The 24,265-nt window shown below is 64.2% G+C and carries 20 protein-coding genes; all 20 read right to left on the minus strand.

Annotation, left to right across the window (positions count from 1 at the left end; all coding sequences use genetic code 11):
- Window positions 1-71: 71 nt before the first annotated feature.
- A complete protein-coding gene (glk, locus tag LNV06_RS05275; RefSeq protein WP_263537163.1) occupies window positions 72-1,088 on the minus strand; it encodes a glucokinase in 1,017 nt (338 codons plus the stop codon).
- A 12-nt stretch (window positions 1,089-1,100) separates the two neighbouring features.
- Window positions 1,101-2,264 (minus strand): Gfo/Idh/MocA family protein, encoded by a 1,164-nt coding sequence (locus tag LNV06_RS05280; protein ID WP_263537164.1) that lies wholly within the window; start codon window positions 2,262-2,264, stop codon window positions 1,101-1,103.
- Window positions 2,261-3,352, minus strand: coding sequence for a sugar phosphate isomerase/epimerase family protein (locus LNV06_RS05285; RefSeq protein WP_263537521.1), 1,092 nt, complete (start codon window positions 3,350-3,352; stop codon window positions 2,261-2,263). Before LNV06_RS05285 ends, LNV06_RS05280 begins: the two co-directional genes overlap by 4 nt.
- A gap of 11 nt (window positions 3,353-3,363) precedes the next feature.
- The gene (locus LNV06_RS05290; RefSeq protein WP_263537165.1) at window positions 3,364-4,443 is read right to left on the minus strand and encodes a LacI family transcriptional regulator; all 1,080 of its coding nucleotides are present in this window, start codon (window positions 4,441-4,443) and stop codon (window positions 3,364-3,366) included.
- Window positions 4,433-6,175 (minus strand): amylo-alpha-1,6-glucosidase, encoded by a 1,743-nt coding sequence (locus LNV06_RS05295; protein WP_263537166.1) that lies wholly within the window; start codon window positions 6,173-6,175, stop codon window positions 4,433-4,435. Before LNV06_RS05295 ends, LNV06_RS05290 begins: the two co-directional genes overlap by 11 nt.
- 5 nt (window positions 6,176-6,180) lie before the next feature.
- Complete coding sequence (locus tag LNV06_RS05300) at window positions 6,181-7,017, minus strand: carbohydrate ABC transporter permease (protein ID WP_263537167.1); 837 nt, start codon at window positions 7,015-7,017, stop codon at window positions 6,181-6,183.
- Window positions 7,014-8,039, minus strand: a complete 1,026-nt coding sequence (locus LNV06_RS05305; RefSeq protein ID WP_263537168.1) for a carbohydrate ABC transporter permease — start codon at window positions 8,037-8,039, stop codon at window positions 7,014-7,016. Before LNV06_RS05305 ends, LNV06_RS05300 begins: the two co-directional genes overlap by 4 nt.
- Window positions 8,040-8,061: 22 nt before the next feature.
- Entirely contained in the window at window positions 8,062-9,354 is a 1,293-nt protein-coding gene (locus LNV06_RS05310) for an ABC transporter substrate-binding protein (protein ID WP_263537169.1), read from the minus strand.
- Window positions 9,351-10,487, minus strand: a complete 1,137-nt coding sequence (locus tag LNV06_RS05315) for an ABC transporter ATP-binding protein (protein ID WP_263537170.1) — start codon at window positions 10,485-10,487, stop codon at window positions 9,351-9,353. The genes LNV06_RS05310 and LNV06_RS05315 overlap by 4 nt, the downstream gene beginning before the upstream one ends.
- A 29-nt stretch (window positions 10,488-10,516) precedes the next feature.
- Window positions 10,517-11,302, minus strand: a complete 786-nt coding sequence (locus tag LNV06_RS05320) for a sugar phosphate isomerase/epimerase family protein (protein WP_263537171.1) — start codon at window positions 11,300-11,302, stop codon at window positions 10,517-10,519.
- The gene (locus LNV06_RS05325) at window positions 11,299-12,468 is read right to left on the minus strand and encodes a Gfo/Idh/MocA family protein (RefSeq protein ID WP_263537172.1); all 1,170 of its coding nucleotides are present in this window, start codon (window positions 12,466-12,468) and stop codon (window positions 11,299-11,301) included. Before LNV06_RS05325 ends, LNV06_RS05320 begins: the two co-directional genes overlap by 4 nt.
- Window positions 12,465-14,507, minus strand: coding sequence for an aldo/keto reductase (locus LNV06_RS05330; RefSeq protein WP_263537173.1), 2,043 nt, complete (start codon window positions 14,505-14,507; stop codon window positions 12,465-12,467). Before LNV06_RS05330 ends, LNV06_RS05325 begins: the two co-directional genes overlap by 4 nt.
- Before the next feature lie 473 nt (window positions 14,508-14,980).
- The gene (locus tag LNV06_RS05335) at window positions 14,981-15,778 is read right to left on the minus strand and encodes an SDR family NAD(P)-dependent oxidoreductase (protein WP_263537174.1); all 798 of its coding nucleotides are present in this window, start codon (window positions 15,776-15,778) and stop codon (window positions 14,981-14,983) included.
- A 41-nt stretch (window positions 15,779-15,819) separates the two neighbouring features.
- Window positions 15,820-16,935, minus strand: coding sequence for an ATP-NAD kinase family protein (locus tag LNV06_RS05340; protein WP_263537175.1), 1,116 nt, complete (start codon window positions 16,933-16,935; stop codon window positions 15,820-15,822).
- Window position 16,936: 1 nt separating this feature from the next.
- Window positions 16,937-18,529 (minus strand): aminomethyl-transferring glycine dehydrogenase subunit GcvPB, encoded by a 1,593-nt coding sequence (gene gcvPB, locus LNV06_RS05345; protein ID WP_263537176.1) that lies wholly within the window; start codon window positions 18,527-18,529, stop codon window positions 16,937-16,939.
- Between the two features lie 35 nt (window positions 18,530-18,564).
- Window positions 18,565-19,965, minus strand: coding sequence for an aminomethyl-transferring glycine dehydrogenase subunit GcvPA (gene gcvPA, locus LNV06_RS05350; protein ID WP_263537177.1), 1,401 nt, complete (start codon window positions 19,963-19,965; stop codon window positions 18,565-18,567).
- A gap of 125 nt (window positions 19,966-20,090) precedes the next feature.
- A complete protein-coding gene (locus tag LNV06_RS05355) occupies window positions 20,091-20,555 on the minus strand; it encodes a GNAT family N-acetyltransferase (protein ID WP_263537178.1) in 465 nt (154 codons plus the stop codon).
- 135 nt (window positions 20,556-20,690) lie between these two features.
- On the minus strand, window positions 20,691-21,275 hold the full coding sequence (locus tag LNV06_RS05360) for an EF-hand domain-containing protein (protein ID WP_263537179.1): 585 nt from the start codon (window positions 21,273-21,275) through the stop codon (window positions 20,691-20,693).
- A gap of 16 nt (window positions 21,276-21,291) precedes the next feature.
- Window positions 21,292-22,047 (minus strand): lectin, encoded by a 756-nt coding sequence (locus LNV06_RS05365; protein ID WP_263537180.1) that lies wholly within the window; start codon window positions 22,045-22,047, stop codon window positions 21,292-21,294.
- Window positions 22,048-22,264: 217 nt separating this feature from the next.
- Window positions 22,265-24,214, minus strand: a complete 1,950-nt coding sequence (locus LNV06_RS05370) for a hypothetical protein (protein ID WP_263537181.1) — start codon at window positions 24,212-24,214, stop codon at window positions 22,265-22,267.
- Window positions 24,215-24,265: the final 51 nt, after the last annotated feature.

Genomic DNA, 24,265 nt, shown 5'->3' on the forward strand with positions numbered 1-24,265 from the left:
GCGTCAGCCCCCCCGAGGGGGCGGCAGGAAGCACTTGGGGCGGCCCTGCGCTTGCTTCCAGTGAGGCGGCGTCATAGCGCTCGACTCGCACCCAGCAGGGCCGGCGGCTCCTGGCTGGCAATCACATAACTGGGCACGGCGGCCAGATAACCCGCCATGCGACCCTTGGCTTCAAAGCGCTCGCGAAAGCGCGAAGCCCGAATCCATTCACGCCCGAGTCGCGGCACGATGCCGCCGCCGATGTAAACCCCGGCACGCGCGCCCAGCGACAGCACCAGGTCGCCGGCCACATCGCCCAAGAAGGCGCCAAACAGATCCAAGGCCTCGACGCACTGCGCTTGGCTTTGCGCCTGTGCCTGTTCGATCACCGCGGCGGGCGTGGTGCCCGCGGGCAATGTGCAGCCGTCCAGCTCGCACAAGGCCTCGACCAGATGCACCAGGCCCGGCCCCGACAACACCCGCTCGGCCGACACATGACCAAAGCGCCGCGCCAGCTGCTGCACCAGGCGGTGCTCGCGCTCGCTGTGAGCCGCCAGGCTGACATGCCCACCCTCCGTTTGCAGCGCCGTCCATTGCCGGTCGCCGGTGGACACCAAACCCGAGACGCCCAGGCCGGTACCAGGGCCCAGCAAGGCCAGGGTCCCAAAGTCGGCAACGGCGGCCACAGCACTCGGCCCACCGCAATGCCAAAAGTCCGCTTGCGGCAGCGCCGGAATCGCCAGCGCCAAGGCGGTGAAGTCATTCATCACCACCAGTCTTTGCAGGTCCAGCTCGCTGCGCAGCGCTTTAGCCGAGAAGCTCCAGTCACGATTGGTTAGGCAAATCTGGTCTTGCAAGACCGGCGTGGCCACGCCCAAAGCCGCTTGGCTGGGCGGCGCCAGTCCGTCACGACCCAGGCCGCTCAGGTAATCCTGTATGCAAGCGGTCAGGCTTGGAAAGTCCGCGCAAGGCATGACCCGCACCCGCTCGATGCGCGCCCCTGCCCCGCCCTGCCAAGCCAGGCGCACATTGCTGCCGCCCACATCACCCAGTAGGCTGGGGCCGGCCTGCGCCAAGCCGCGATGAGGTTTGACACCAATCTCAATCATTCCTTGATCTCCTCAAGTCGTTTCAACGCGCGTCCAGATGCCACCGGCGCGATGACTGCGCAAGGCTGCGTCCACCAAGAGCAATCCCTCCAGGCCATCGGCCACCTGCGGCAGGCCCAAGCTCTCCGCCGCTGGCGCACGCCCTTGCTGGCGCGCCCGGATGTGCTCAGCGGCCTCGCGGTAAAGCTGGGCAAAGGCCTCCAGATAGCCTTCCGGATGGCCGGGAGGCAAGCGGGTGGCGGCGCGCGCGGCGGCGCTGTCCAGCCGGCCGCGTGTCAGGATCTCGCTGCTGCCGCCCTGGCGGCTCAGGCGCAGCTGATTGGGCTGCTCTTGGTCAAACTCCAAACCGCCTTTGCTGCCGTAGAGGCGCAGGCGCAAGGCGTTCTCGCAGCCGCTGGCCACCTGGCTGGCCCAGAGCGCGCCGCGAGCACCGCCGGCAAAACGCAGCAGCAACTGGGCGTTGTCGTCGAGGCGCCGGCCCGGCACAAAGCTGCTCAGCTCGGCACACACGGATGCGGCACGCAAGCCGCTGACAAAACAGGCCAGCTGATAGGCATGCGTGCCAATATCGCCGAGCGCCCCGGCGGGCCCGGCCAGGGCCGGGTCGCAGCGCCAGCTGGCCTGCTTTTGGCCCTGCTGCTCCAGCGGCTCGGCCAACCAGTCTTGGGCATATTCCATCTGCACCAGGCGCAGCTCGCCCAGGACGCCGGCGCGCACCAACTCACGTGCATGGCGCACCGCCGGGTAGGCGCTGTAGTTGTAGGTCACCGCCAAGAACCGCTGGCGCGCCTCAGCCAAGGCCGCCAGCTCGCGCCCCTCGCGCACCGAGATGGCCAGCGGCTTGTCGCAGATCACATCGATGCCGGCCTGCAAAAAAGCCTGGGCCACCGGCGCGTGCAAATGGTTGGGTGTGACGATGGTCACCGCCTCGATGCCATCGGGCCGGCCCGCCTCTCGCCTGGCCATCTCGCGCCAGTCGGCGTAGCAGCGCTCGCTGGCCAGGCCCAGAGCGGCACCGCTGGCTGCGCTGCGCTCGGCCGTGCTGGAGAAGGCGCCAGCCACCAGCTCGAACTCACCGTCCAAACGCGCCGCGATACGGTGCACCGCGCCAATGAAAGCCTCTTGGCCGCCACCCACCATGCCCAGACGCAAGGGGCGTTGAAAGCTGGCACTCATGGCCGCGCCTCCCCGTCCGCTCCGACCATTGCAGAGCCCAAGCCCAGCAAGGCATGCAGCTCTTCGCGCGAGCTGCCATTGCCGGCGAAGTCATCAAAAGCCTTGTCAGCCACGCGGATCAAGTGCCGCTGGATGAAGGCTGCGCCCTCACGCGCACCGTCTTCCGGGTGCTTGAGGCAGCACTCCCATTCCAGCACCGCCCAACCGGGGTAGCCGTAACGGGTCAGCTTGGAGAAGATGGCACAGAAGTCGATCTGCCCATCGCCCAGCGAGCGGAAGCGCCCCGCCCGGTCGGCCCAGTCGGCATAGCCGCCGTACACGCCTTGCCGGCCATTGGGGCGGAACTCCGCGTCCTTGACGTGGAAGGCGCGAATGCGGGAGTGATACAGATCGATGAAGGCCAAGTAGTCGAGCTGCTGCAAGAGGAAATGGCTGGGGTCGTAGAGGATGCAGGCGCGCGGATGCTGCTGCACTGCGTCCAAGAAGCGCTCGAAGGTCACCCCATCGAACAAGTCTTCGCCCGGGTGCAGCTCGTAGCAGACATCAACGCCCGCCTCATCGAACGCATTGAGGATGGGCGTCCAGCGCCTTGCCAGCTCGGCAAAGGCCTCGTCCACCAAGCCGGCCGGGCGCGGCGGCCAGGGGTAGAGATAGGGCCAGGCCAAAGCGCCAGAAAAGGTAGCGTGCGACTTCAGGCCCAGCCGAGCCGAGGCCTTGGCCGCCAGCTTCAGCTGCTCGGCCGCCCAGGCTTGGCGTGCGGCCGGCGAGCCGCGCACTGCCGCGGCGGCAAAGCCGTCAAACGGCCGGTCATAGGCCGGGTGCACCGCCAGCAACTGGCCTTGCAAATGGGTGGACAGCTCGCTGATCTGCAAGCCCAGCTCGGCCAAGCGGCCGCGCAGGTCGTCGCAGTAACTTTGACTCTCAGCGGCCAAAGCCAGGTCGAACAAACGCGCATCCCAGCTGGGGATTTGCAGGGCCTTGAAGCCCAAGCCCGCCGCCCAGCGGGCGATGCTGTCCAGGCTGTTGAAGGGCGCGCTGTCGCCCGCGAACTGCGCCAGAAAGAGGCCGGGGCCTTGCAGGGTTCTCATCGTCGTCGTCATCATGGTTTGTGGGCCTTCTCAGGGGCTTGATCGCTTTGGCGCTCAATCAACTCGGCGCGCTCCAAGAGCTGCAAACGCTCCGGCGCTTCACCGTCCAGGCGCCGCAGCAAGAGGCTGCCGAGCTGGCGCCCGGCCCGGTGCAGCGAGGCAAAGTAGGTGCTGATGGGCGGCACAAAGAAGGCGCTGATATTGCTGTCATCGGTGGCCACCACCACCGCCTCGCGGCCGGCCTGCCAGCCCAGCTCGGCAAAGGCCGACAAGGCACCCAAGGCGGTGAATTCATTGGCGCAGACGAAAGCCGTGGGACGCTTTGCATGCTGGGCCAGGTCCAGCACGATGCGGCGACCGTCGCCTGCTGACAGGCCGGAGCTGCGCAGCAACGCGGCCTCAAAGTCCAAGCCCGCCTCGGCCAGCGCGCGCCGATAGCCCTGCTCGCGGTGCTGGGCATACATCAGCTCAGGGCTGGGGTTGAGCATGGCAATGCGTTTGTGGCCACGCTCAATCAAGCGGCGCGTCGCCTGATAGGCCATGTCTTCATGGTCGGTGTCATAGCTGGGGTGGGCTTGCGCCAGCTCGCTGCGGCCATAGCTGACGAAAGGAAAATCTTGCGCCAGCAAGTACTGGATGCGCTCGTCCTGCGGGCGGGTTTGGGTCAAGATCAGGCCATCCACGCGGCGCGACTCGACCAGGGTACGCAGGCCCTCCAGCGGGTCCACACCCGGCAGCTGCGGGTGCACCACCAAGCTGTAATAACTGCCCGCCAGTGCGGCATAGAGGCCCGAGACCAGGGCCATATAGCCGCTGTCGCTGAAGTCTTGCTGCGCGTCTTCCACCGGCAAGACGATGCACAAGGTATAGGTCTTGCCGGTGCGCAGCTTCACCCCGGCCAGATTGACGCTATAGCCCAGCTCGGCGGCGGCACGCTTGACGCGCTCACGGGTCTCGGGCTTGACCTCGGGCGCGTCTTTCAAGGCCCGCGACACCGTGCCCAGCGACAAGCCGGTGTGGCGCACCAAAGTCTTCAGGGTGACGTTGGGATTGGCCACCGGCAGGGCCGTGGCGTCCAAATCATTCGACATCAGCAAGCTCCTGAGCTGCGGTCATCTCTTGCTGTTTGAGCAAACGCTGCCCCAGCAAAAGAAAGACGCTGGAGGTCCAAGTAAAGGCGGGGTCGCGCAGGCCGGCGCCGGTCTGCGCGTCATAGTTCTCGGCCATGCCGCTGCGGGCGGCCATGGCGGTGAAGCGGCGCGCCAGCTCGTCGCCCAGGTCGCTGCGGCCGCAGCGGTCCAGTGCATCGACAAAGAGCAGCATGGTCGGCGCCCAGATGGGGCCGCGCCAGTAACCATCGGCGCGGTAGAAGGGGCTGTGCTGCGATTCGGTGGCCAGGCCATGCGCGCTCAAGAAGCGGCCCGGCGCCATCAGGCCTTGCAGCAAGGTGTGGCGCTGCGCCTCACTCAGGCGAGGGCCCAGGATCAGCGGAAGGAAGGCGATCAGGCTGTCGGCACCGGGTTCGGGTGTGGCCCCGCCATCGCAGATGGCAATGAAGCGTTCGCCATCCCAGAGCTGGCTCATCAGACGATCACACAAGGCATCGGCGCGCTGCAACCATTGCTGGGCGGCCTCGGGCTTTTGAAGCAAGGTGGCCAGAGCCGCCAGCTCTTCCATTTGCAGAATCAAGAAGCAGCTGAGATCCGGGCTTTGCAGCGGAGTGCCGGGCAAAAAACTGGTGGCGTTGTCCCAGCCGGCGTCATTGCCATGGTCGTATGCGGGCAAGCCATGCTGACCCGCGCTGGCCATCCAGCTCTCGACCTGGGCAGCCAGCCAGTCATAGGCCTGGGCGCAACGCTCGGGCGTCCAGAAGCTCGGCGCCATGCGACGCAGTTGGGCCACGGTCCAGCCATGCACCGGCGGCTTGGTGAAGCGCCAATAGGCAAAACGGTCGTTCACAAAATCGGGGAGCCGGCCGCTGGCATGTTGATGCGCAAACAGCACAGCCAATTGCTGCCAGGCCCGCTCGGGCTGAGCCGCGCCCAGAGCCAGGGCATTGAAGCAATGGTCCCAGCTCCAGATATTGGTCATCCAGTTCTTGGACATATACATGGCGGGATAGGCCAGCTGCCCCTCGGCTGGCACCAGGCATGACCAGGTGATGTAGGCCGCCAGGCGGCGCGCGGCCTGCAGCTCGGGCAAGACCGGCGGGCAAAGGGCCAGCCAGTCGGCGAAGTCGGCGGCAGCGCTTTGCTTGGCTTCTTCAAATGCAGGGCAATCCAGGCGCTGTGGGGCAACGCGGTACAGATGCAGCGCCGCGCGGAGCCGGCCCTGATCGCCGGGCAGCAAGGCACAGGCAATGCGTTCAGCACGCTGGCCTTGCCAGGGCGCGTCCAGCTGCGAAGCGCCTTCGGCCAGCGTCAGGCGGGCCGAAAGGTCTTGGCTGGCGCAGCTGATGTGCAGGGCATCAGGCAGGCGCTGGGCGTAGTCATAACGTTTCGATTGCAGGGCCAAAGAAAGACCGATGCCTTGGGCCGACAGTGCCAAGGTGTCGGCGTCAGCAAAAGCCAAGGATAGCTGGCCGGCCGCGCAGTGAAAGCTCAGCGCTTCAGGACTCAAGCGCCAAGTGCCTTGCAGCGGCTGGCCGGCAGCGTCGATAGGCGTCAGCCGGAACAAGCGCCCCAGATCAGTGTGTTCATCGCCACCGCGCAGATTGCGCAGCCAGAGGGATTGCTCCTCGGCCAAGTAAGACACGCACAGCCAGCTCTCGCGCCGCGAAAAGGGCACGCGCTGCGGATCCATCCATTCAAACTCGTCGTTCATGCAAATCAACCTTTGACGGCGGCGCTGGTGGCGCCGTCCATGATGTGGCGCTGGGCCAGGAAGAACAGGATCAGCGGAGCCAGGCACAAGAGCACCGTCATCGCGGCAATCGCGGTCACATTGTTTGAATGCAGGCCTTTGAACTGGGCCAGGCCCAGGGGCAAGGTGTATTGGCTTTGGTCGTTCAAAAAGATCAGCGGGCCTAGATAGTCGTTCCAGCTGCCCAGGAACTGGAAGGTGCCCACCAGCACCAGGGCCGGCGCCATCAGCGGCAAGTGGATGCGCCAGTAGATCTGCCAGGCATTGGCGCCGTCCATGCGCGCCGCCTCGTCCAGCTCGCGCGGAATGCTCATGATGAACTGGCGCAACAAGAAGATGAAGAAGGGCGCGGCAAAGAAGTTAGGCACGATCAGCGGCTTGAGCGTGTTGATCCAACCCAGGGCGTTGAATTCCATGTACAACGGAATCATGGTCACGTCCCAAGGAATCATCATCGAGCCCAGCACCACCATGAAGAGCGCATTGCGGCCCTTGAAATCAAAGCGCGCAAAGCCGTAAGCCACCAAGCTGGACGAGAAGATCTGGCCCACGGTGGAAAGCAACGCCACCCAAACCGAATTGCGCAAGAACAGCGCGAAAGGCTGGGCCTGCCAGGCTTCGACAAAATTGCTCCAGCGCGGCTCGGCCGGCCACCAGACCGGCGGCCAGGCGTAAAGCTCGCTCTTGGCCTTGAGCGCGGTGAGCAGCGTCCAGTACAGCGGCGCGGCAAAGGCAAAGCACAGCACCAGCATCAGGCTGTAAAAAGCCAAACGGCGGCTGCGGGTCTGCAGGCTGCTGTTCATGGGCGTATTCCCTTCTTGCCGGGTTTGGTCTCATCGGCCTTGACCTCGTTCTCATAAAAGACCCAGAGGCTGGAGAAGCGCATCACCGAGGCCGAGAGCAGCAAGATCAGCGCAAACATCAGCCAAGACATGGCCGAGGCATAGCCCATGTCGAAGTACTTGAAGGCGGTGTCGTAGATGTACATGGCGAGCATGTAGGTGGACTTCATCGGCCCGCCGCCGGTCAGCAACAAGGCCATGGTCAGCTGCTGGAAGGCCGCGATCAAGGTGGTGACCAAATTGAACAAAAGCACCGGCGACAGCAGTGGCAGCGTGATGTGGGTGAACTGCTTGAGCTTGGAGACCCCACTCATCTCGGCCGCCTCGTACAGCTCCACCGAAATGCCCTTGAGCCCGGCCAGAAAGACCAACATCGTGCCGCCCAAACTCCACAGACTGGCGATCACCACCGCGCTCATGGCCCAGTCTGGGCTGCCCAGCCAGTCGATGGCCGGCAGGCCCACGAGCGAGAGCAGATAGTTCAAAAGCCCGTACTCGCGGCTGTAGATCCAGGACCAGATGCTGACCAGGGCAACGCCTGAAAGCATGGAGGGCAGATAGAACACGGTGCGGAAGAAGCCCTCACCCCGGCAGCGCCGGTTCAGCAGCAGGGCCAGGCCCAGGGCGCCTGCCAGATGCGTAGGTACGTAGAACAGCGCGAAACGCGCGGTCACGCCCAAGGCCTCCCAGAAGTCCTCGTCCTGCGTCAGGATGCGCTGGTAGTTCTGCAGGCCCACAAAGCGCTCGCCGCCCATCAAGGGCCAATCAAAGAAGCTGATGTAGAGCGAGTACAGCAGCGGCCCGACGGTGAAGGCCAAGAAACCCAGCACCCAAGGGGCGATGAAGAGATAGGGCAAGACCTGCCCCCAAGAGCGCGAGCGCCCTTGCTGGGTTTGCGCCGGCTGTTGCTGTTGCTGCTGCTTGGCCGCATTCATAGGCATCAGCATTTCGCTTTGGGCATCCATATGTTGAGACTTGTGCATGGTCAGCGGTGTTCAGCGGTCTTCAGCGCAGACGCCGCTCGGCCTTGAGGGCAGCACGGTCCAGAATGGCCGCGCTGTCGCCCTGCTTGCTGAGAAAGACCTCTTGGATGGCGTCGCGAACGACATCCTGAGCTCGCATCCAGCGCGGGTTCAGCAGATGGGCCGGGCTCTCCTTCATGCTCTCGGCCATGGCATAAAAAGGCCGCACCAAGGGGTCCTGTGCCAAGCCCTGCTCGGCCGCTACGCTGAGCAAGACCGGCAGGTCGTTGCCGCGCAGACGCACCGCCTCGGCGCTGCTGAAGAACTGAATGAAGTCCCAGGCGAGATCTTTTTGCTGGCTGCTCTTGGCCATGGCCAGGGCCGAGACGCTGAGCACGCTTTGCGCCGGTCGGCCCTGAAAGCTGGGCAGACCCACCACGCCAAAGCGCTTGCGGTCTTGCGCCAGCTCCAGGCGGAAGGCGCTGCCGTCCAGCAGCATGGCCACCTTGTCGGAGACAAACATCTGGCGCTGATTGCGCCCATCGCCCACGCCCAGCGTGGCCACCGTGTCGCTGCGCAAAAGCTCCTGCAAATAGGCGAACATGGCCTTGCTCTCGGGGCTGTTCAGATGGCCTTGCACACTGACGCCATCAGCCCCCAACATGCGGCCGCCAGCGCTCCAGAGATAGCTTTGGAAGTCATAGGGATCCGGGTTCACATCCAGGCCAAAACCGTAGGCCTTGGCGGCCGGATTGCGCAGGCGCTGGGCCATCTGGCGCAGCTCGCCCCAAGTCCAGCCTTCTTGCGGATAGGCCAGGCCGGCGCGGTCCAGCATGTCTTTGTTGTAGTAGATGACTTGGGCGGTGAAGCCGGCCGGCACGCCGTAGATGCGCGACTGCTTTTGGTCCGCATCCCAGACGGTGGAGAAGCGCCACAAGCCGGGCACGAAGTCGCCCTTGTCGATGCGCGCATCGCGGGCCAGGTAGGCGTCCAGTGGCTCCAGCACCCGCTGGTACTGCGGGAAGTTCCACATATACATGACATCGGGCGGATTGCCCGCGCCAAAAGCGGCCGAGAGCTTTTGGTTGTAGCCGCCGCCATAGGCCTCCACCTGCACTTTGACGCCGGGATGGCGGGCCTCGAAAGCGGCGGCAATGCGCTGCTGGATCAAGAGGCTTTCGCTGCCGTCCCAGGTGGCGAAGCGCAAGACGCGTGGCGCCGGCGCGGTCTGCTCAGGGTTGGCGCCCGCACTCGCCCACCAGGCGCCCGCACCGAGCAGGCCCAGCACAGCCAGAATGCCCAGCTTGGCGCGTTGGGAGCCTAGGATTGGCTTCATTGCGCCAAGGCCTTTTCCACCGCTGCGCTCAAGCGCCGCGTCAAGGCGCGGCCATCGGCTGCAAACACATGCAGATGTTCCAGCTCCAGCCCCAAGCCCAGTTGCTCACCACGCTGCACCAGCTGCGAGCCGTCAACGCAGACCGTCAACATTTCGCCCGAGGGCAGCTTCAGATGCACCATGCTTTGGGCGCCGAGTCGCTCCACTGACTGCACCTCAGCGCTGAGTTGCGCCGCCGCATCGTCCGGCGCCAAAAGGCGGATGTGCTCGGGGCGTATGCCCAGGGTCAGCGCCGCGCCTTGCGGCGCTAGCTCGGCCAAAGCAAGGGTTGAAAGCCGGGCCTCGGCCAGGGCGCCGGGCACGCTCAGCTGCAAAAGACCGTCGTGCACGCCCGAGGACGCCGCCGCCAAAAAGTTCATGCGCGGCGTGCCGATGAAGCCGGCCACAAACAGATCGGCAGGCCGGTGGTACAGCTCCAGCGGCCGGCCCACCTGGGCGATGCGGCCTTGGTTCAAGACCACCACCTTGTCGGCCAGGGTCATGGCCTCCACCTGGTCGTGGGTGACGTAAATCATCGTGGCTTGCAGCTGCTGGTGCAGCCGGGCCAGCTCAGCGCGGGTGTTCTCGCGCAGGGCGGCGTCCAAATTGGAGAGCGGCTCGTCGAACAAAAACACCCGCGGGTTGCGCACGATGGCGCGGCCAATCGCGACCCGCTGCCGCTGTCCGCCGGAGAGCTGCTTGGGCTTGCGCTCCAGCAAGGCTTCCAGTTGCAACATGCGCGCCGCCTCGGCAATGCGGGTCTCGATCTCGCCCTTGGAAAATCGCCGAAGCGAGAGGCCAAAGGACAGGTTCTTGCGCACCGTCATATGCGGATAGAGCGCGTAGTTCTGGAACACCATGGCCAGGTCACGCTCGGCCGGGGCCACATCGTTCATGCGCTCGCCGCCGATCAAGAGCTCACCGCCCTGCACCGCCTCCAGGCCGGCGATGCAACGCAAAAGCGTGGACTTGCCGCAGCCCGAGGGGCCGAGAAAGCAGACGAATTCCCGGTCGGCAATGTCCAGATCGATGCCTTTGAGCACATCGACCGGTCCGTAACTCTTGCGCAAGCCGCGCAGCGATAGATCAGCCATGGTGAGGTGGGGGCTCCTGTTCGCTGGTTTCAGTTCAACAACAAGGTTTGCAGATAGGCCTGCCCTGCCGCCGCCGTGCGGGCCGGCTGGCTGGGCTGGTCATGCTCAACGATGAAGGTGCTGAGCACCTGACGCAGCCAGGGCAGCCAGGCCGGCCAATCCAAGCGCCCTTCGCCCAGCGTGGCCCAGCCTTGCTCAACTTGAGCCAGCTCAGCGTCGGGTTTGGCCAGGTCTTTCACATGCACCGACTGCAGTCGATCTGCATAGCGCTGCAGCCAAGGCAGTGGCGACTCGCCAGCACGCGCCACCCAGGCCACATCGGGCTGCCAACGCAGGGCTGGTGCAGCCTCCAACACCGTTTCAAGCACCGTACGGCCGTCTTCAGCCAGCCGCTCAAACTCGAAGGCATGGTTGTGATAGGCCAGCGTGATGCCTTGCGACTGCAGGCTCAGCGCATGGCTTTGCAGAGTCGCCGCCAGCGCCAGCCAGCCTGCACGGGTCGTCGGCCGCTCGGCCTCGTCCAGCCAGGGCATCACCAGTTGGCTGCAACCGCTGCCCTTCAAGGCGGCGAGCACTTCCTCCATGCGCTCGGCCAGATCGCTCATCTCCACATGCATGGAAGCCAGGCCCAGGCCGGAGGCGCGCAGCGTGGCGAGGAAGGCGTCAGCGCTCAGGCCGTGCAGCGCCTCGCTCTCCACCCAGGCAAAGCCGGCTTGGCTGGCCACTTGCAGGCGAGCGGCCAAGTCACCGGCGCTGCGTACGGTGTAGAGCTGCAGCGCGATGCGCGGCGCATTGATTTTCTTGCTACCGCTCATGCGCTTTGCTCCTGGGCCGCAGGCTTGGCCTGGAATTGCAGGCTTTCGGCAAAGCCGGGGTTGACGGGGTCAGGTCTTGCGCAACGGGTGCGCAGCGAAACCGGCGCCTTTTTCTCTGCAGCGCGCAGCACCGCATCCATGGCCTCCAAGACATGCAAGGCCATCTCGCCATTGGCACGGTGCTGGCGGCCACTGCGCAAGGCCTCGGCCATATCGGCCACACCCAGGCCGCGATGCCGACCGGTGAAGACTTGCGGCGTCTGCGACTGCCAATCGCCATCGGCCTCGCAGCTCTCAAGCGCCCCGCCAAACTGATTCGGATCGGGCAGCACCAGGCTGCCGCGCTCGCCATACAACTCAATATGGCTGCTCTTGTGCTTCCAGACATCAAAGCTGGTGCTGAGCGTGATGAAGGCGCCCTGCTCAAACTCCAAGCCTGCCACCAGATGGGTCGGCGTCTCGACCTGGATGCTCTCGCCCTGGCGCGGGCCGCGTGGAATCTGCCGGATCGGCCAGCTGGTGTGCGCCATGCCATTGACCCGGGTGATGGGCCCCAGCAGCTGCACCAGCTGGGTCAGGTAGTACACGCCCATATCCATCAAAGGGCCGGCACCGGGGCGGTAGAAGAAGGCGGGGTTGGGATGCCAGTCATCCGGGCCGCGCTCCATCATGGTGGCCTGGCCGGCCACGATGCGGCCCAGCTGCCCGCCATCCACCAGGGTGCGCGCCAGCTGGCCAGCGCCGCCCAAGAAGGTGTCGGGCGCGCAGCCGATGCGCAGGCCTTGCGCGCTGGCCAGTTCCATCAAGGCCGCGCCATCAGCGAAGCTGCCGGCCAGCGGCTTCTCGGTATAGAGATGCTTGCCGGCCTTCAGCACCGCCTCGCCCACCGCGCGGTGCGCTTGCGGCGGGGTCAGGTTGATGATGATTTGAGCCTCACCCGCTAACAACTCATCCACGCTGAAGGCGGGCACAGCCTGGGCTTGAGACTGCGCTGCGGCCGCCTCGGGTCGCGCATCGGCCACGCCGACCAGGCGCAGATTGCCAAACTGCGCCAGACCCGCCACATAGGCCGGGAAGATGTCGCCGGCGCCGATGATGGCCACCGGCGTTGCGGCTGCCTGCATGGCCTTGCCCTCGGGCTTGAGATGGAGATCGTTCATCTTCATGCCGGCGATCCTTGCTCGGCCAGGTCCAGCCAGGCCATTTCCTCGGGCGTCAATTGCACCGTCAAGCCGCGCATGGAGCTGGCGGTCTCGGCAATCGAGCGCGGCCCAATCAGGCTGAAGGCCGGGAATTGCTGGCCCAGCACCCAGGCCAGAGCAATATTGATGGCCTGCACGCCCTTCTCGGCCGCCAACTTCTGGGCGCGAGCACGGCGCTCAAAGTTCGCAGCGCTGTACCAGCAGCGCACCAGCTCTTCGTCCTCGCGCAGATCCGGGCCGGCCCGGTCGGTGAAGAAGCCACGTGCTTGCGAAGACCAGGCAAACAAGGCCAGGCCCTGCTCGGCCAGCAGCTGGCGCGAAGCCGGGTCTCCCGCCGACACACAGCCGCGCCAGATGGGTGCCTGCATGCGCGCCAGGCTGAGCTGGTTGTTCAGCAAAGAGAAGCCTTGCAAACCCTTGGAGGCCGCGTAGGCGTTTGCTTCCATCACCCGCTCAAGCGACCAGTTAGAGCCACCAAAGGCCTGGAAGCGGCCGAGGCGGCGTTGCTCGTTCAGCGCTTCGACAAACTCGGCCACGGGCACCTCGGGGTTGTCGCGGTGCAGGATGTAGAGATCGGCATGGTCGGTTTGCAGGCGCTCCAGGCTTTCGGCCAGTTCGCGGCGCATGCCCTCGGGTGTGCAGTTGGGGGTGTGTGCGCCCTTGGCGATCAGCACAATTTCGTCACGGATGCCGCGCGCCTTCAGCCATTGGCCCAGGATGGCCTCGCTGTGGCCGCCCTCAAAGTCATAGACCCAAGCGGTGTCAAAGGTGTTGCCACCGCGCTCGATGTAGTCGTCAAACAAGGCTGCGGCATGGGGCAGCGTTTCTTGGTTGTCCACACCCATGATCAGGCGCGACACCTGTTTGCCCTCCAGGCCTGGCACATGGCCATAAGTCATCAGCGCATCGGCGCGGCGCGCAATCGGCAAGCCGGCCAAGCTCAGGCGCCCTTGCATGGCGGCCTCGGCCTCTTTGGGGTAGCTCAGGCCAATCGCCTGGCGCCAGCGGTCCATCACCGCCAGATTGCCTAGCGAATCGGCCGGACTCATGGCGGGGTGCGGCACCGCACCGGCCTGCACGGCTTGGGCAAAGACATCGGCCTCGTAGGCATAGAGCCCGCGGTCGGTGCTGATCGTCCACGTCTGGGTCAGAGCTTCATCCACATACAGCTCGATGCGGCTCTCGCCCGCTTCGGCGCCCGCGCCGTACCAGGGCTTGGGCACGACCAAGGCGCCCTTGCTACCGCCAATGCGCAGCGACTCTTCTTGCTCAAAGCGCACGGCGGTGCTGAGCTGCGCCACGATATTGCCGGGGAAGCGCAAGGTCGCTGTCGCCCATTCATCCACCGGGCCGCTGGCGCTTTGGTACAGCTGGCCCATGGCTTGCAATTCGGTCGGCTCAGCAAAGGGCAAGTTTCGCGCCACACCGGCGATCAGCCGCGCCATCGACACGGGGTAGCAGCCCACGTCCAAGATGCCGCCGCCAGCCAATGAAGCCTCCCAGGTGCGCGAACCGGCACGCGGCGTGGAGCTGTAGCAAAAGGACGCCTGGATATGGCGAACATCGCCAATCGTGCCAGCACGCAGCAACTCCAGCAGCTTGGCCGTTTGCGGCAGACAGCGGTACATGAAGGCTTCCATCAACACGCGGCCGGCACGCTCGGCCTCGTCATAGGCGATCATGGCTTCGGCATGGTTCAAGCCCAGCGGCTTCTCGCACAGCACATGCTTGCCGGCGCGCAGGGCCTGCACCGTCCAATGCAAATGCTCGGTATGCGGCAGGCCGATGTAGACCGCCTGCACCGCCGGATCGGCCAGCAAGGCTTGATAGGAGGCATGGGCTTTGGGCGGGCAAGCGGGCGTGCCGTGTTGCTCGGCAAAAGCCTGCGCCTTGGCCGCATCACGGCTGGCCACCGCCACCAAAGCGCCACTGTCGGTCTGCTTCAGACCTGCTGCGAAAGCGCCCGAGATGTTCCCGGCGCCGATGATTCCCCAGTTGAGCATGATGTGTAAATTGAAACGTTATGATTTACGAACAAAGCAAATATATTTTCGGCATGCACTTCAGAACAGGGGGAGAAACCCGCTGTGACTGGAGGCATGGCTCCTAAACCCGAGCACCTCTTGCAACGCGACCAAGAACGAGCAATCGCCCTGGGTCACGGGGGTACGGTTGAGCGAGGTAAAGGAGGAGCCGCGAGCGCTGCGAGCGGCGGGGGACAGGAGCGAGACCGTGCCCCCGTGATCCAGGGTCCGGCGGACCGAATTACTGGAATCGCCGAGAGCAACTCGGGCTCGTGAGAGCCTTGGGTGCTCTGCGCCGCTCATGTCACCCGACCGGCGCTGCGCACCGGTCTCCTTCTTTACTTCGCCGCGCAGAACACCCAAGCCCCTCATGGCGGCAGAGCGCTTGCGCATCGAGCAAAGAAACCGCGCCCCGTGCAAGGCGCCATCCATAACAGGTGAAACGAGCGTTCTCACGCCGAACCCGCCAACCCACCACCGTCCACCACATAGGCCGAGCCGGTGACGAAAGACGAGCGATCGCTGGCCAAGAAAAGCACCACCTGCGCAATCTCCAGAGCCTGACCCACGCGCATCAACGGGCGCGCATTGCCGGCTTCCACCAAGGCCAACTCAGCCAAACCAAGTTGATGCGCTTCATTGCGCAGCATGGCGGTGTCGGTATCGCCCGGACAAACGCTGTTGACCCGGATGCGCTGCGGCCCATGGTCCACCGCCATGGCGCGCGTCATATTCACCACCGCACCCTTGGAGGCGCAGTAAGACACGGCGTCTTTGCCGCCCACCAGGCCCCAGCCAGAACCCGAGTTGATGATGCTGCCGCCGCCCTGCTCGGCCATCACAGGCACGGTGTACTTGCTCATCAGGAAAATCGACTTGACGTTGACCGCCATCACCGCGTCCCAATCGGCCTCGCTGGTGTCCACCACATTGGCACGCCGCGTGATGCCGGCGTTATTGAACAAGACGTCCAAACGGCCAAAGCGCGCCAAAGTCTGAGCCACACTACGCTGGCAATCGGCGGCCACCGCCACATTCGCTTGCAGCGCAAGGGCCACGCCACCGCCAGCCTCGATCTCGCGCACTGTGGCTGCCGCACTCTCGGCATTCAAATCACAGACCACCACCTGCGCCCCCTCTTGGGCGAACAGCAAAGCCGTGGCGCGGCCGATGCCCGAGCCCGCGCCGGTGATCAGCGCCACCTTGCCGCGCAACTCACCTGCGGGCTTGCTCACATTCGATTGCGTCATCCTCATCTCCATTTGTTTTTGTCCATGGCCGCAGCCAGCGGCTACTCTGCCACCAATCGCATCACCGCCCGGTCGCGCGGGCCGGTCAAGACCTGCACCGGGCCGCTAAACAAGGCATCCACCTCGGCACAAGCGCTGTCCACCCGCAAGATGCCGCCGAAACTGGCCGTCAGGCTTTGCAGCTTGGCGGGCGTCATCAAGACCGTCAAGGCCTGCGGCCCTAAGGCCCGCAAGACGCGTGCGCTCAGCGGCGCATTGCCGCGACCGATCACATGGCCTTGGCCGCCAATGGCCGTCAACCACAAGCGGGCCCTTCCCGGCATGGCCTGCAGCAACTCCAGCAACTGCGCCTCGCTGGCATCACGCAACCAGAGCTGACCGTCCACCACCACATCCAGACCAATCAGACTGCCATCCAACTGCCGCGCCTGCTTCAAGGCCCAGGTGGTTGAACCCGGCCCGATCAGGTGCACGCCAAAAGCCAGCGCCGAACACAGGCTTTGGGCCAAAGCTGCGGCGGCTTGCGCATCACCAGGCTGGCTGCGGGTCTTGCGCCCTTGCAGCCAGCGCGGGTCCACCGGCGAGGCCAGATAGCCAAACAAGCGAGGCAAGACCTGGCCCCCGCGCAGCGCTTCTTCGTCCAGATCCATCACTTCGCGCAGCTCTAGCGGCCGCGCAGCCGAGGCCAAGAAAGAGGCGGCCAAACGCCCTGCAGCCGCCGGACTGACGCCGAAACAGGCGGACTGCATCTTCACTCCGGCCGGAATGCCCAGCGCCGGCAGACAGGATGAATCCCCCAAACCCGCCAGCACATCGCGCGCCGTGCCGTCGCCGCCGGCAAAGAGCAGCAGGTCCAGTCCCAAGGCGGCCATCTGCCCCGCCAAGTCTTGTGTGTCTTGTGCTCGGCTGGGGCCCGCAGTCGCCAGCCTCAGCACCTGGGGCTGCAGCCCTTTCGAACGCAAGACCTCCTCACCCATGGCCCCCGGCCCGCAAACCCATTGCAGCGCCTGGCTTTCCCGCAAGCAGCCCAGCGCCACCAAGGCCCGCTCTGCCGACCAAGTGGAGGCCAAGGCCAGTCCATCGCTGCCATGCCGGGCCAAGACGCCACCCGCGCCCGCCATGGGGTTGATGATCAAGCCGACGCGCTGCGCAGGCATCTCAGTCCGCCCCGTGCTCAACCAACTTGCGCTTCCACGCGCGCCAGGTGATGGCCCAGCGCTTGGGGTCTTCCAGATAAGACTCATCCACCCGGCGTGTCGGGCAGTTGTGCGGCGCGCTGCGCAGCAGCTCCGGGTCGCTGCGAGCCTCATCGGCCACCCGGCTCATGATCTGCGCGAACTCGTCCAGATCGGCGCGCGAGTAGGACTCGGTGGGCTCGATGGTGGCCGGCTCCGGCACCACATAAGGGTGATGGCTGGTCCAGTAGTGCACGCCGTAGTCGGCAGCACGCAGTCCGATATCACCGGAATGCACACCAGTCTCGGCGCAAAGCTCGGCCCAGCTGTAGCGCACCTGCTCGATGCGGCGCTTGCCCGGCGCATAGGGAGCCGACAGGCCGCGGATCTTCAGCAGCTGGCTCATCATGTAGTTGTTGTTCAGCACCGCAACTTCCGCCACCTCGCGCAAGCCCGCCGCACCCAGACTCATCACCCAGGCATAAGCGCGCAGCACGATGCCGGCCGTGCCCATAAAAGCCGCCACCTTGCCGATGGACTGCGCATCGCCTTGGTCGATGCGGTAGCGGCCGTCGGCCTCTTTGACCACGCGCGGGCGAGGCAAGAACGGCGCCAGCGCTTGCGTCACCGCGCAAGCCCCCACCGCCGGGCCGCCGCAGGCATGCGGGGTGGAGAAGGTCTTGTGCAAATTGAAGTGGCACAGATCAAAGCCAGCCTCACGCGCCCGAGTGATGCCCAGGAGCCCATTGGCATTGGCCTGGTCATAGCAGGCCAGCGCGCCCACCGAATGCGCAGCCGCCACGAATTCGCGGATCTTGGCATTGAAGATGCCGGTGTCTTCGGGGTTGGTGATGATGAGCGCAGCAGTCCGCGGGCCAACCGCCGCCTGCATGGCGGCCAGATCGGGGGAGCCCTGGGCATCGGGATACAGGGTGATGACCTTGTAGCCCAACACCTTGGCGCAGGCTGCGTCCGAGGGGTGGCTGAAGATGGTGGTGATGATCTCGTCGCGCTCACCGGCCTCGCCGCGCGACTCGAACCAGGCGCGGATCATGGCGATATTGGCGTAGATCGCTTGCGAGCCTGAGCGCGGCTGCAGGCTCACCGCGTCCATGCCCGAGACCTCTTTGAGCACGCCCTCCATCTCATGCATCACCCGCAAGATGCCCTGCACCGTGCTCTCGTCTTGCAGCGGGTGCAACTCGCTCATGCGGGCATCGCGGGCCAGATGTTCGTTGACCTTGGGGTTGTACTTCATGGTGCACGTACCTTGACCGACGTCCACATTGAAGTCGGCGCCCAGGGTCTCTTGCGAGAGGCGCAGATAGTGGCGCAACACCCGGTTCTGGCTCAACTCAGGCAGAGCCGGCGGCTTGGCACGGCGCATGCCGGGCGGAAGGGTGAACAAGACGTCATGGGCGGCGGCCTCAATAGCTGGCTCCAACTCGGGCGTCAGTATGGCGCGCTCGCCGGGCTGGCTGAGCTCAAAGATCACCGGCTCATCCCAGCGCGCTTGTTGGTAGCGGCGCAGATTGGGCTGACCTTCTGTGAAGCGGTGGGCGGAGATGTTTTCCATCGTGCGGGGCTCTGAAGAGTTAGGGCTGTGGGCGTTCATTGGGACAAGACCTCGCGCAGAGCGGCCACCAAGGCATCGATGTCCGCTTGGGCGTGCACTTCGGTGAAGGCGTAGAGCGCCGCCTGACCCAGCACAGGGAAAGCGCCCGACAGATCATGGCCGCCGAAAATGCCGCGCTTGCGCAGCGCCGCATTGATCTCGTTGACGGTCTTGCCACTGGGCGAAAAGTCCAGCACGAACTCCTTGAAGTGCACCGTATTCGCATGCATCAAGCGCAGGCCCGGCACGGTCGCCAGTTGCTGGCGTGCATAAGCCACCCGCTTCATGATGCCCTCGCCCAACTCCTGCATGCCTTGCGGCCCTTGGCAGGCCAGAAAGACCCCGGCCGTGATGCCCCACAACGCGGCGGCGGTGCCGACAAACTCATTGCCCTGCTCGCGCTTGTCAAAGGAGGTGCGGTGGTAGGCCACATCGCCAAAGCCGTATTGGCCCGGCACCGAAGTCGGCGCCAAACCAAAAAGGCGTGAGGGGTATTGCAGCACCAAGGCCTCTTCGTCTCGGCTGGCGATGAAGCCGCCGTGGCCGCCGCCATAGCTCATATGCATGCCCAGCGGCTGAATGTCGCCGCAGACGATGTCGGCGCCATAGTCGGCCGGCGGAGTCAGCACGCCGAGGGACAGCGGGTCCACGCCCACCACCAGCATCGCGCCAACCGACTTGACCAGGGCCGCAATAGCCCCGCCCTCTTCTATGCCGCCGAAGTAATTGGGCACATCCAGATACAGGGCCGCGACTTGATCATTCAGCTTGGCGCGCAGATCGGCGCGGTCCAGCAGGCCGCTCACCGGGTCGAAGCCGACCTCGATGAATTCGATCGCGCTGCGGCCATAGGTCTGGATGTGCGAGCGCTTGTCGGCACTGGTATTACCCGCCAACAGGACCCGAGGGCGGCCGGTGTACCGTGCCGCCATGCAGCAGGCGGTAGCCGCAGCCTGCATGCCGTCAAAGGTGGGCACACTGACCACGTCGAGATTGAGCAACTCGCCCATCATCGAGCAGTACTCCCACAGGGCCTGGAAGCGGCCGTGGTCGTCATAGGGCTCGCCGGCATAAGCCGTCAGGAACTCGCTGCGGCCATTGATCTCATCGCAGATGGAAGGCACATGGTGCTGATAGCAGCCACCGCCAAGAAAGCTCAGCACCTCGCCGCAATGCTGGTTGCGCGCCAAGATGCCCTGCACATGGCGCTTGAGACGCGCCTCCGAATGGATGGGCTCAGGCAAATTCATCGGCCGATCCAGGCGCAAGTCGGCCGGCACATCGGCATAAAACTCTTCGACCGAGGCGGCGCCGGTAGCGGCCAACATGGCGGCCTTGACGGCCGGCACCGAGTTGGGGATGTAGGGGTAGACGAGCTGGGGCTTGGCTGTTCTCATCGCGGCGCTTCGTTTCTCGAGGTCAGTGAATAGCGGGGCAAGGCCTGCATTTCACGCCGCATCACCGCGGCTGACAAACGAGAATTCGATGCGCATGGATTAGCTGAGCTAATCCATCAAACAACTCACTGGGCCACTTCGGGCAGCGCCACCTTGAAGCTCAGTCCGTGTTGATCAAAGCCCAGGTGTTGGTAGAAGGCGTGAGCATCGCTGCGTCGCAAATTGGACGACAGCGCCAGCTTGTAGCAACCCGCTTGAGCGGCCAGACGCATGGCGTCTTCCATCATGGCGCGGCCGGCGCCTTGGCCTTGCAAGGCGGCATCCACACCCACACTTTCCACCACGGCGCAGGGCGTGGCCTGATGCGAAAGCATGGGCAGGATGAACAGGGTCAGCGTGCCGATGATGCGCTCGCCGCTCTCGGCCACGCGCACTCGGGCCCCCGGCCATTGACTCAGTTGGCGCCAAGCCTTGCGAAGGCTGTCCACATCCCCTTGGCCCGGCGCATCCAAGCCGCTGGTCTCGAACAGATGCAAAAGGCCAGGAAGATCGGCCTCGACGGCGTCACGAATCTTGAAAGCTTTGGGCATGAAATCACCGGGTTCGAGATCTAAACAAATGCAAAGCGGCGCCTTGAGGGCGCCGCCAACTGCTTGCGAATCCCACCCAACAAGAAAAAGCCGCAGCCGGAAATCCGAGCTGCGGCTGGAACACTCAGAGCTGACTTACTTGCCCGCGGCAGCCGCAGGTTCAGCTTTGCTCGCCTTCGCGGAAGCCGCTGCACTTGCCTTGGGGTGATGCTTGGCTTCAAAAGCCAGCGCTTCGCTCAGCGTCAAGCGGTCATCATGATCCGCATCGGCTTCGTCAAAAAATGCCATGCGGGCTTCCACCAGCTCTTTGAAGCTGAGCTTCATGTCGCCATTGCTGTCGCTGCGCTGCAGCATGCGCAACATGGCGCGCACCGCACCTCGGTCCGGAATGGATTCCAGCTCAGACCGAGTGATTTCGCCGTTATGGTCCAGATCCAGGGCATGCCAAGACTTGACGATGTCTTTGTGGAACTCGTCCAGGCTAACCACGCCGTCATTGTCCAGGTCTGCGGCCGCAAATGCCTGTTTGGCGGCGCTGGGCGACGATGCGCCCAGAACCTTGGCGATAGCCTTCTCGTTCGCTTTGTCCTTGCTCGTTGCACCCTGGGGATGCGCCACCTTGGCGCTGCCCTCAGCCAGAGCGCAAGAAGCACCCGTGCCCAGAGCCAAAGCCACAGCTGCAGCCAACAAGGCGCGCATCGGTTTGAAAGAAGTATTCATCTCTGATGCCCTCGCCTTACCACCACCAACGTTGATTGGGTCCGCCGCTGCAGCGCCACATCAGGACCTGCTGACCGGGGCGCGCATTGCCATCACGAATGTCCAAGCACTTGCCGTTCATCTGGCTGCGAATCTGGTTGCCGCTGCGCATCCAGCGCTGGTTGGGGCCGCCGCTGCACTGCCAGGCCAAGACCCTGGCACCATCGTTTTGGCTGCCACCATCGATATCGAGGCACATATTGCCAACCCGCATCTCCCCATTGCGAGTAAAGGTGAAACGTTGGTTGTCACCTCCCGCGCAGCGGTAGACGATCAAGCCATTGCCTTGGCGCACACCGCCTTCGATGTCCAGGCAGAGATTGTTCATGCCGCGGACCTGACTGCCCCAGCCATTGCCGTTGCCATTCGGGCGGTTCGGGTAGGGGCGCTGCGGGTAGTTGTTGTCGTTGTAGTCGGGGTAGTAGTTGTTGTCCGACTGGTCGCGGTCTTTGTTCGCGTGGCTGGCGATCAAAGCCAGACCGGCAATGGCCGCCACCGCCGCCACTGCGGCGCCAGTGTTCGAGCCACTGGACGACTCATTGGAGTCGCCGCTGGTGCTGACCTTGAACTTAGCCGCGCAACCGCTGTTGACCCACAGCTCCAGATTGCTCAGGTCATAACCCCAGCTGCGATTGAATCGGCAGGTGCCGGACAGCTGCTGTTCCAATTCGACTTCGGTGGTGCCCTTGGGCAAGCGGGTGGACTCATAAGCACCGCGCGAGCGCAATTCCATGCTTTGCTCAGCAGCACGCACAGGCGCCGCCCCCAAGGTGACTGCTGCAGCCGTCAAGCCACACACCCACTTGCTTCGTTTGAAGAGGTCTTTCACTACTGCTCACCCTTGATTGAACGTTAGGCGGGCGTAGATTAGCAGCTTTTCATGGGTAAAAACTACCCGGTGCGCTCACCTGGCTTGGGTTGCCTTGCGCCTTGTGCCACCGGAATACGCCTCAGAGAACCATGGTGTAGCGGGTATAGAAGCGCCGGCCGCCTGCGTCTTGGGCATACAACCAGATCTCGCTGCGTATCGGCGTGAAGTTGCCTGGCAGCGCCAGTGCCGTTAATACCATGCTGGTCTTGCTGGCCACGGCTGGCGCAGTATCGACAATCCAGGGCACCACGCCGCCATTGACTACGGTACGCACATTGATCAAGCGCAGATCGGGGTTGGCCGCGGCCCAAGCACTCCAGTTCAGGGTCAGGTCCGTCTTCAATGATTCAAAGCGGATCGGCTTGTCGGCGCTGACACCGTCCAGCACTGGAAAGCGCGACTGAGCTACATCGGACAGCACATCCGCGCGCAGATAAACCGGTCGTGTCTCCGACGCGCCAGCGATGCTGTAGGCCACGGTGTATTTCCCGCCGCGTTGGCCATCGGCTGGGCCAATCCAGGCAACATTGGCTTTTTGCACCGCGGTGTCGGTGATGTCGCCGGTGGGATCTTGCAAAGTTGCGCCGGGCGTTTTGGACAAGCAAAGCAAGGCTCGCCGGCAGTAGGCAAAGCCCAGGCCGAAGCCTCCCGGCGTCTGCACGGTCGCGCTGTCCATCAATTTGGTCGGCAACGCATCGCCGACTGCAGGCTTTTGCGCCTGGATTTCAAATTGCAAGCCTAGGCTGGGGTTGGGCACCTGGCTGATGCTCAGTGCACCGCTGCCCTCCAGCGCCAAGAAGGCCATCGGATAGACCGCCAGATCCAACTTTTTGCCATTGCCAACCAGATTCCATTTGCTGCCCGTAGTGGAACTCTTGTTGTAACTGATCGCGTCGCTGAGTACCGCCACCGCCGAGCCTTTGTTGTCGGTTACGAGCGCAGAGAACAGCACCTTCAGGCATAGGCCGGCGGTCACACTGTCGTCCGCGCAACCGGTCGCCTGCACCCGGCCGACCTGCAGACCGCGCGAGGCATAACTGGCCAACAAGGCGGCGAGATCTGCTTTTTGCCGCCCATTGTGCTGTCCATAAGTCGCCAGCAAGGGATGCGCCGCAATCGTTGTGGCGCTCAGAGTCTGCAGCATCAGCTGGTTCAAAGCCGCACTGAGCTCATCCAAGGAACCCATATTGGCCAAGGTGGCGGTCGGGCTGGTCGCAACTTTCAAAACCGAACTGATGGCATTGGCGGGCAATCCATCTGCTGTTTTAAGCAGTTCGGTCTGAGCCTGGGGAAGCTCCACCACCACCTCGGCCGCGGTGCCCACCATCAATTTGTTGGAGAGCTGCAGCTGAGCCACGCCTTTGCTGCTTTTGGCCAGATCAACGCGCAAGGATTCCAGCAAAAGATCTTGCGCTCCCTTGTTGGCGACAAAAGCAGGATCACCCAAAAGGTCCAAGGTCTTGGGGTCGGTGATCTTCAAGTCGGTCAGCTGAGTCTTGACCAAGGTTTTGACGAACTCACCGGCCGCACTCGCAGCAGTGGCCACCTGGGCGATCACCGCTTTGTTTTGATCAGCGGCGGAAAACACTGGCTTCGGGTCGCCACCCATGGAAAGTGCCACGATAGCATCGCTCAGCGGCGTGACATTGGCCACCATGGCTGCACTGGCGGCGCTCATGACCGGCACAGCGGAGTGCAAAACCTGTGGTGCGCCGGCAGCATCCACCCCTCGAACCTGCACAAACAAAGGCGCGGTCAAACTCTTGCTGCTTAAAGTCAGCGAGTAAGACCCATCGCTGGCCAGCGTGGTCGCGCTGCCCACGGACGTGCCCGTACCGTCAATAACTTTGATCTGCGCACCTGTCAGTGGCGCGGCCACCGCAGCCACACCGCTGAGCGTGGGCGAGTTGGTGAAGACAATAGCCGTGCCGGTAGTTCCAGAACCGGCATCCGTGCCGCCGGAGCCACCACCACCTCCGCCACATGCGCTCAAGACCAAGCTGCAGACCAAACCTAGGGGCAGACTCAACCATGCCCAAGATGGTGGCCGGCGCAAAGTTGTTTGCAACGAAGTCTGCAA

This window comes from Paucibacter sp. Y2R2-4 (genome assembly GCF_025717535.1).
GTDB lineage: Bacteria > Pseudomonadota > Gammaproteobacteria > Burkholderiales > Burkholderiaceae_C > Paucibacter_A.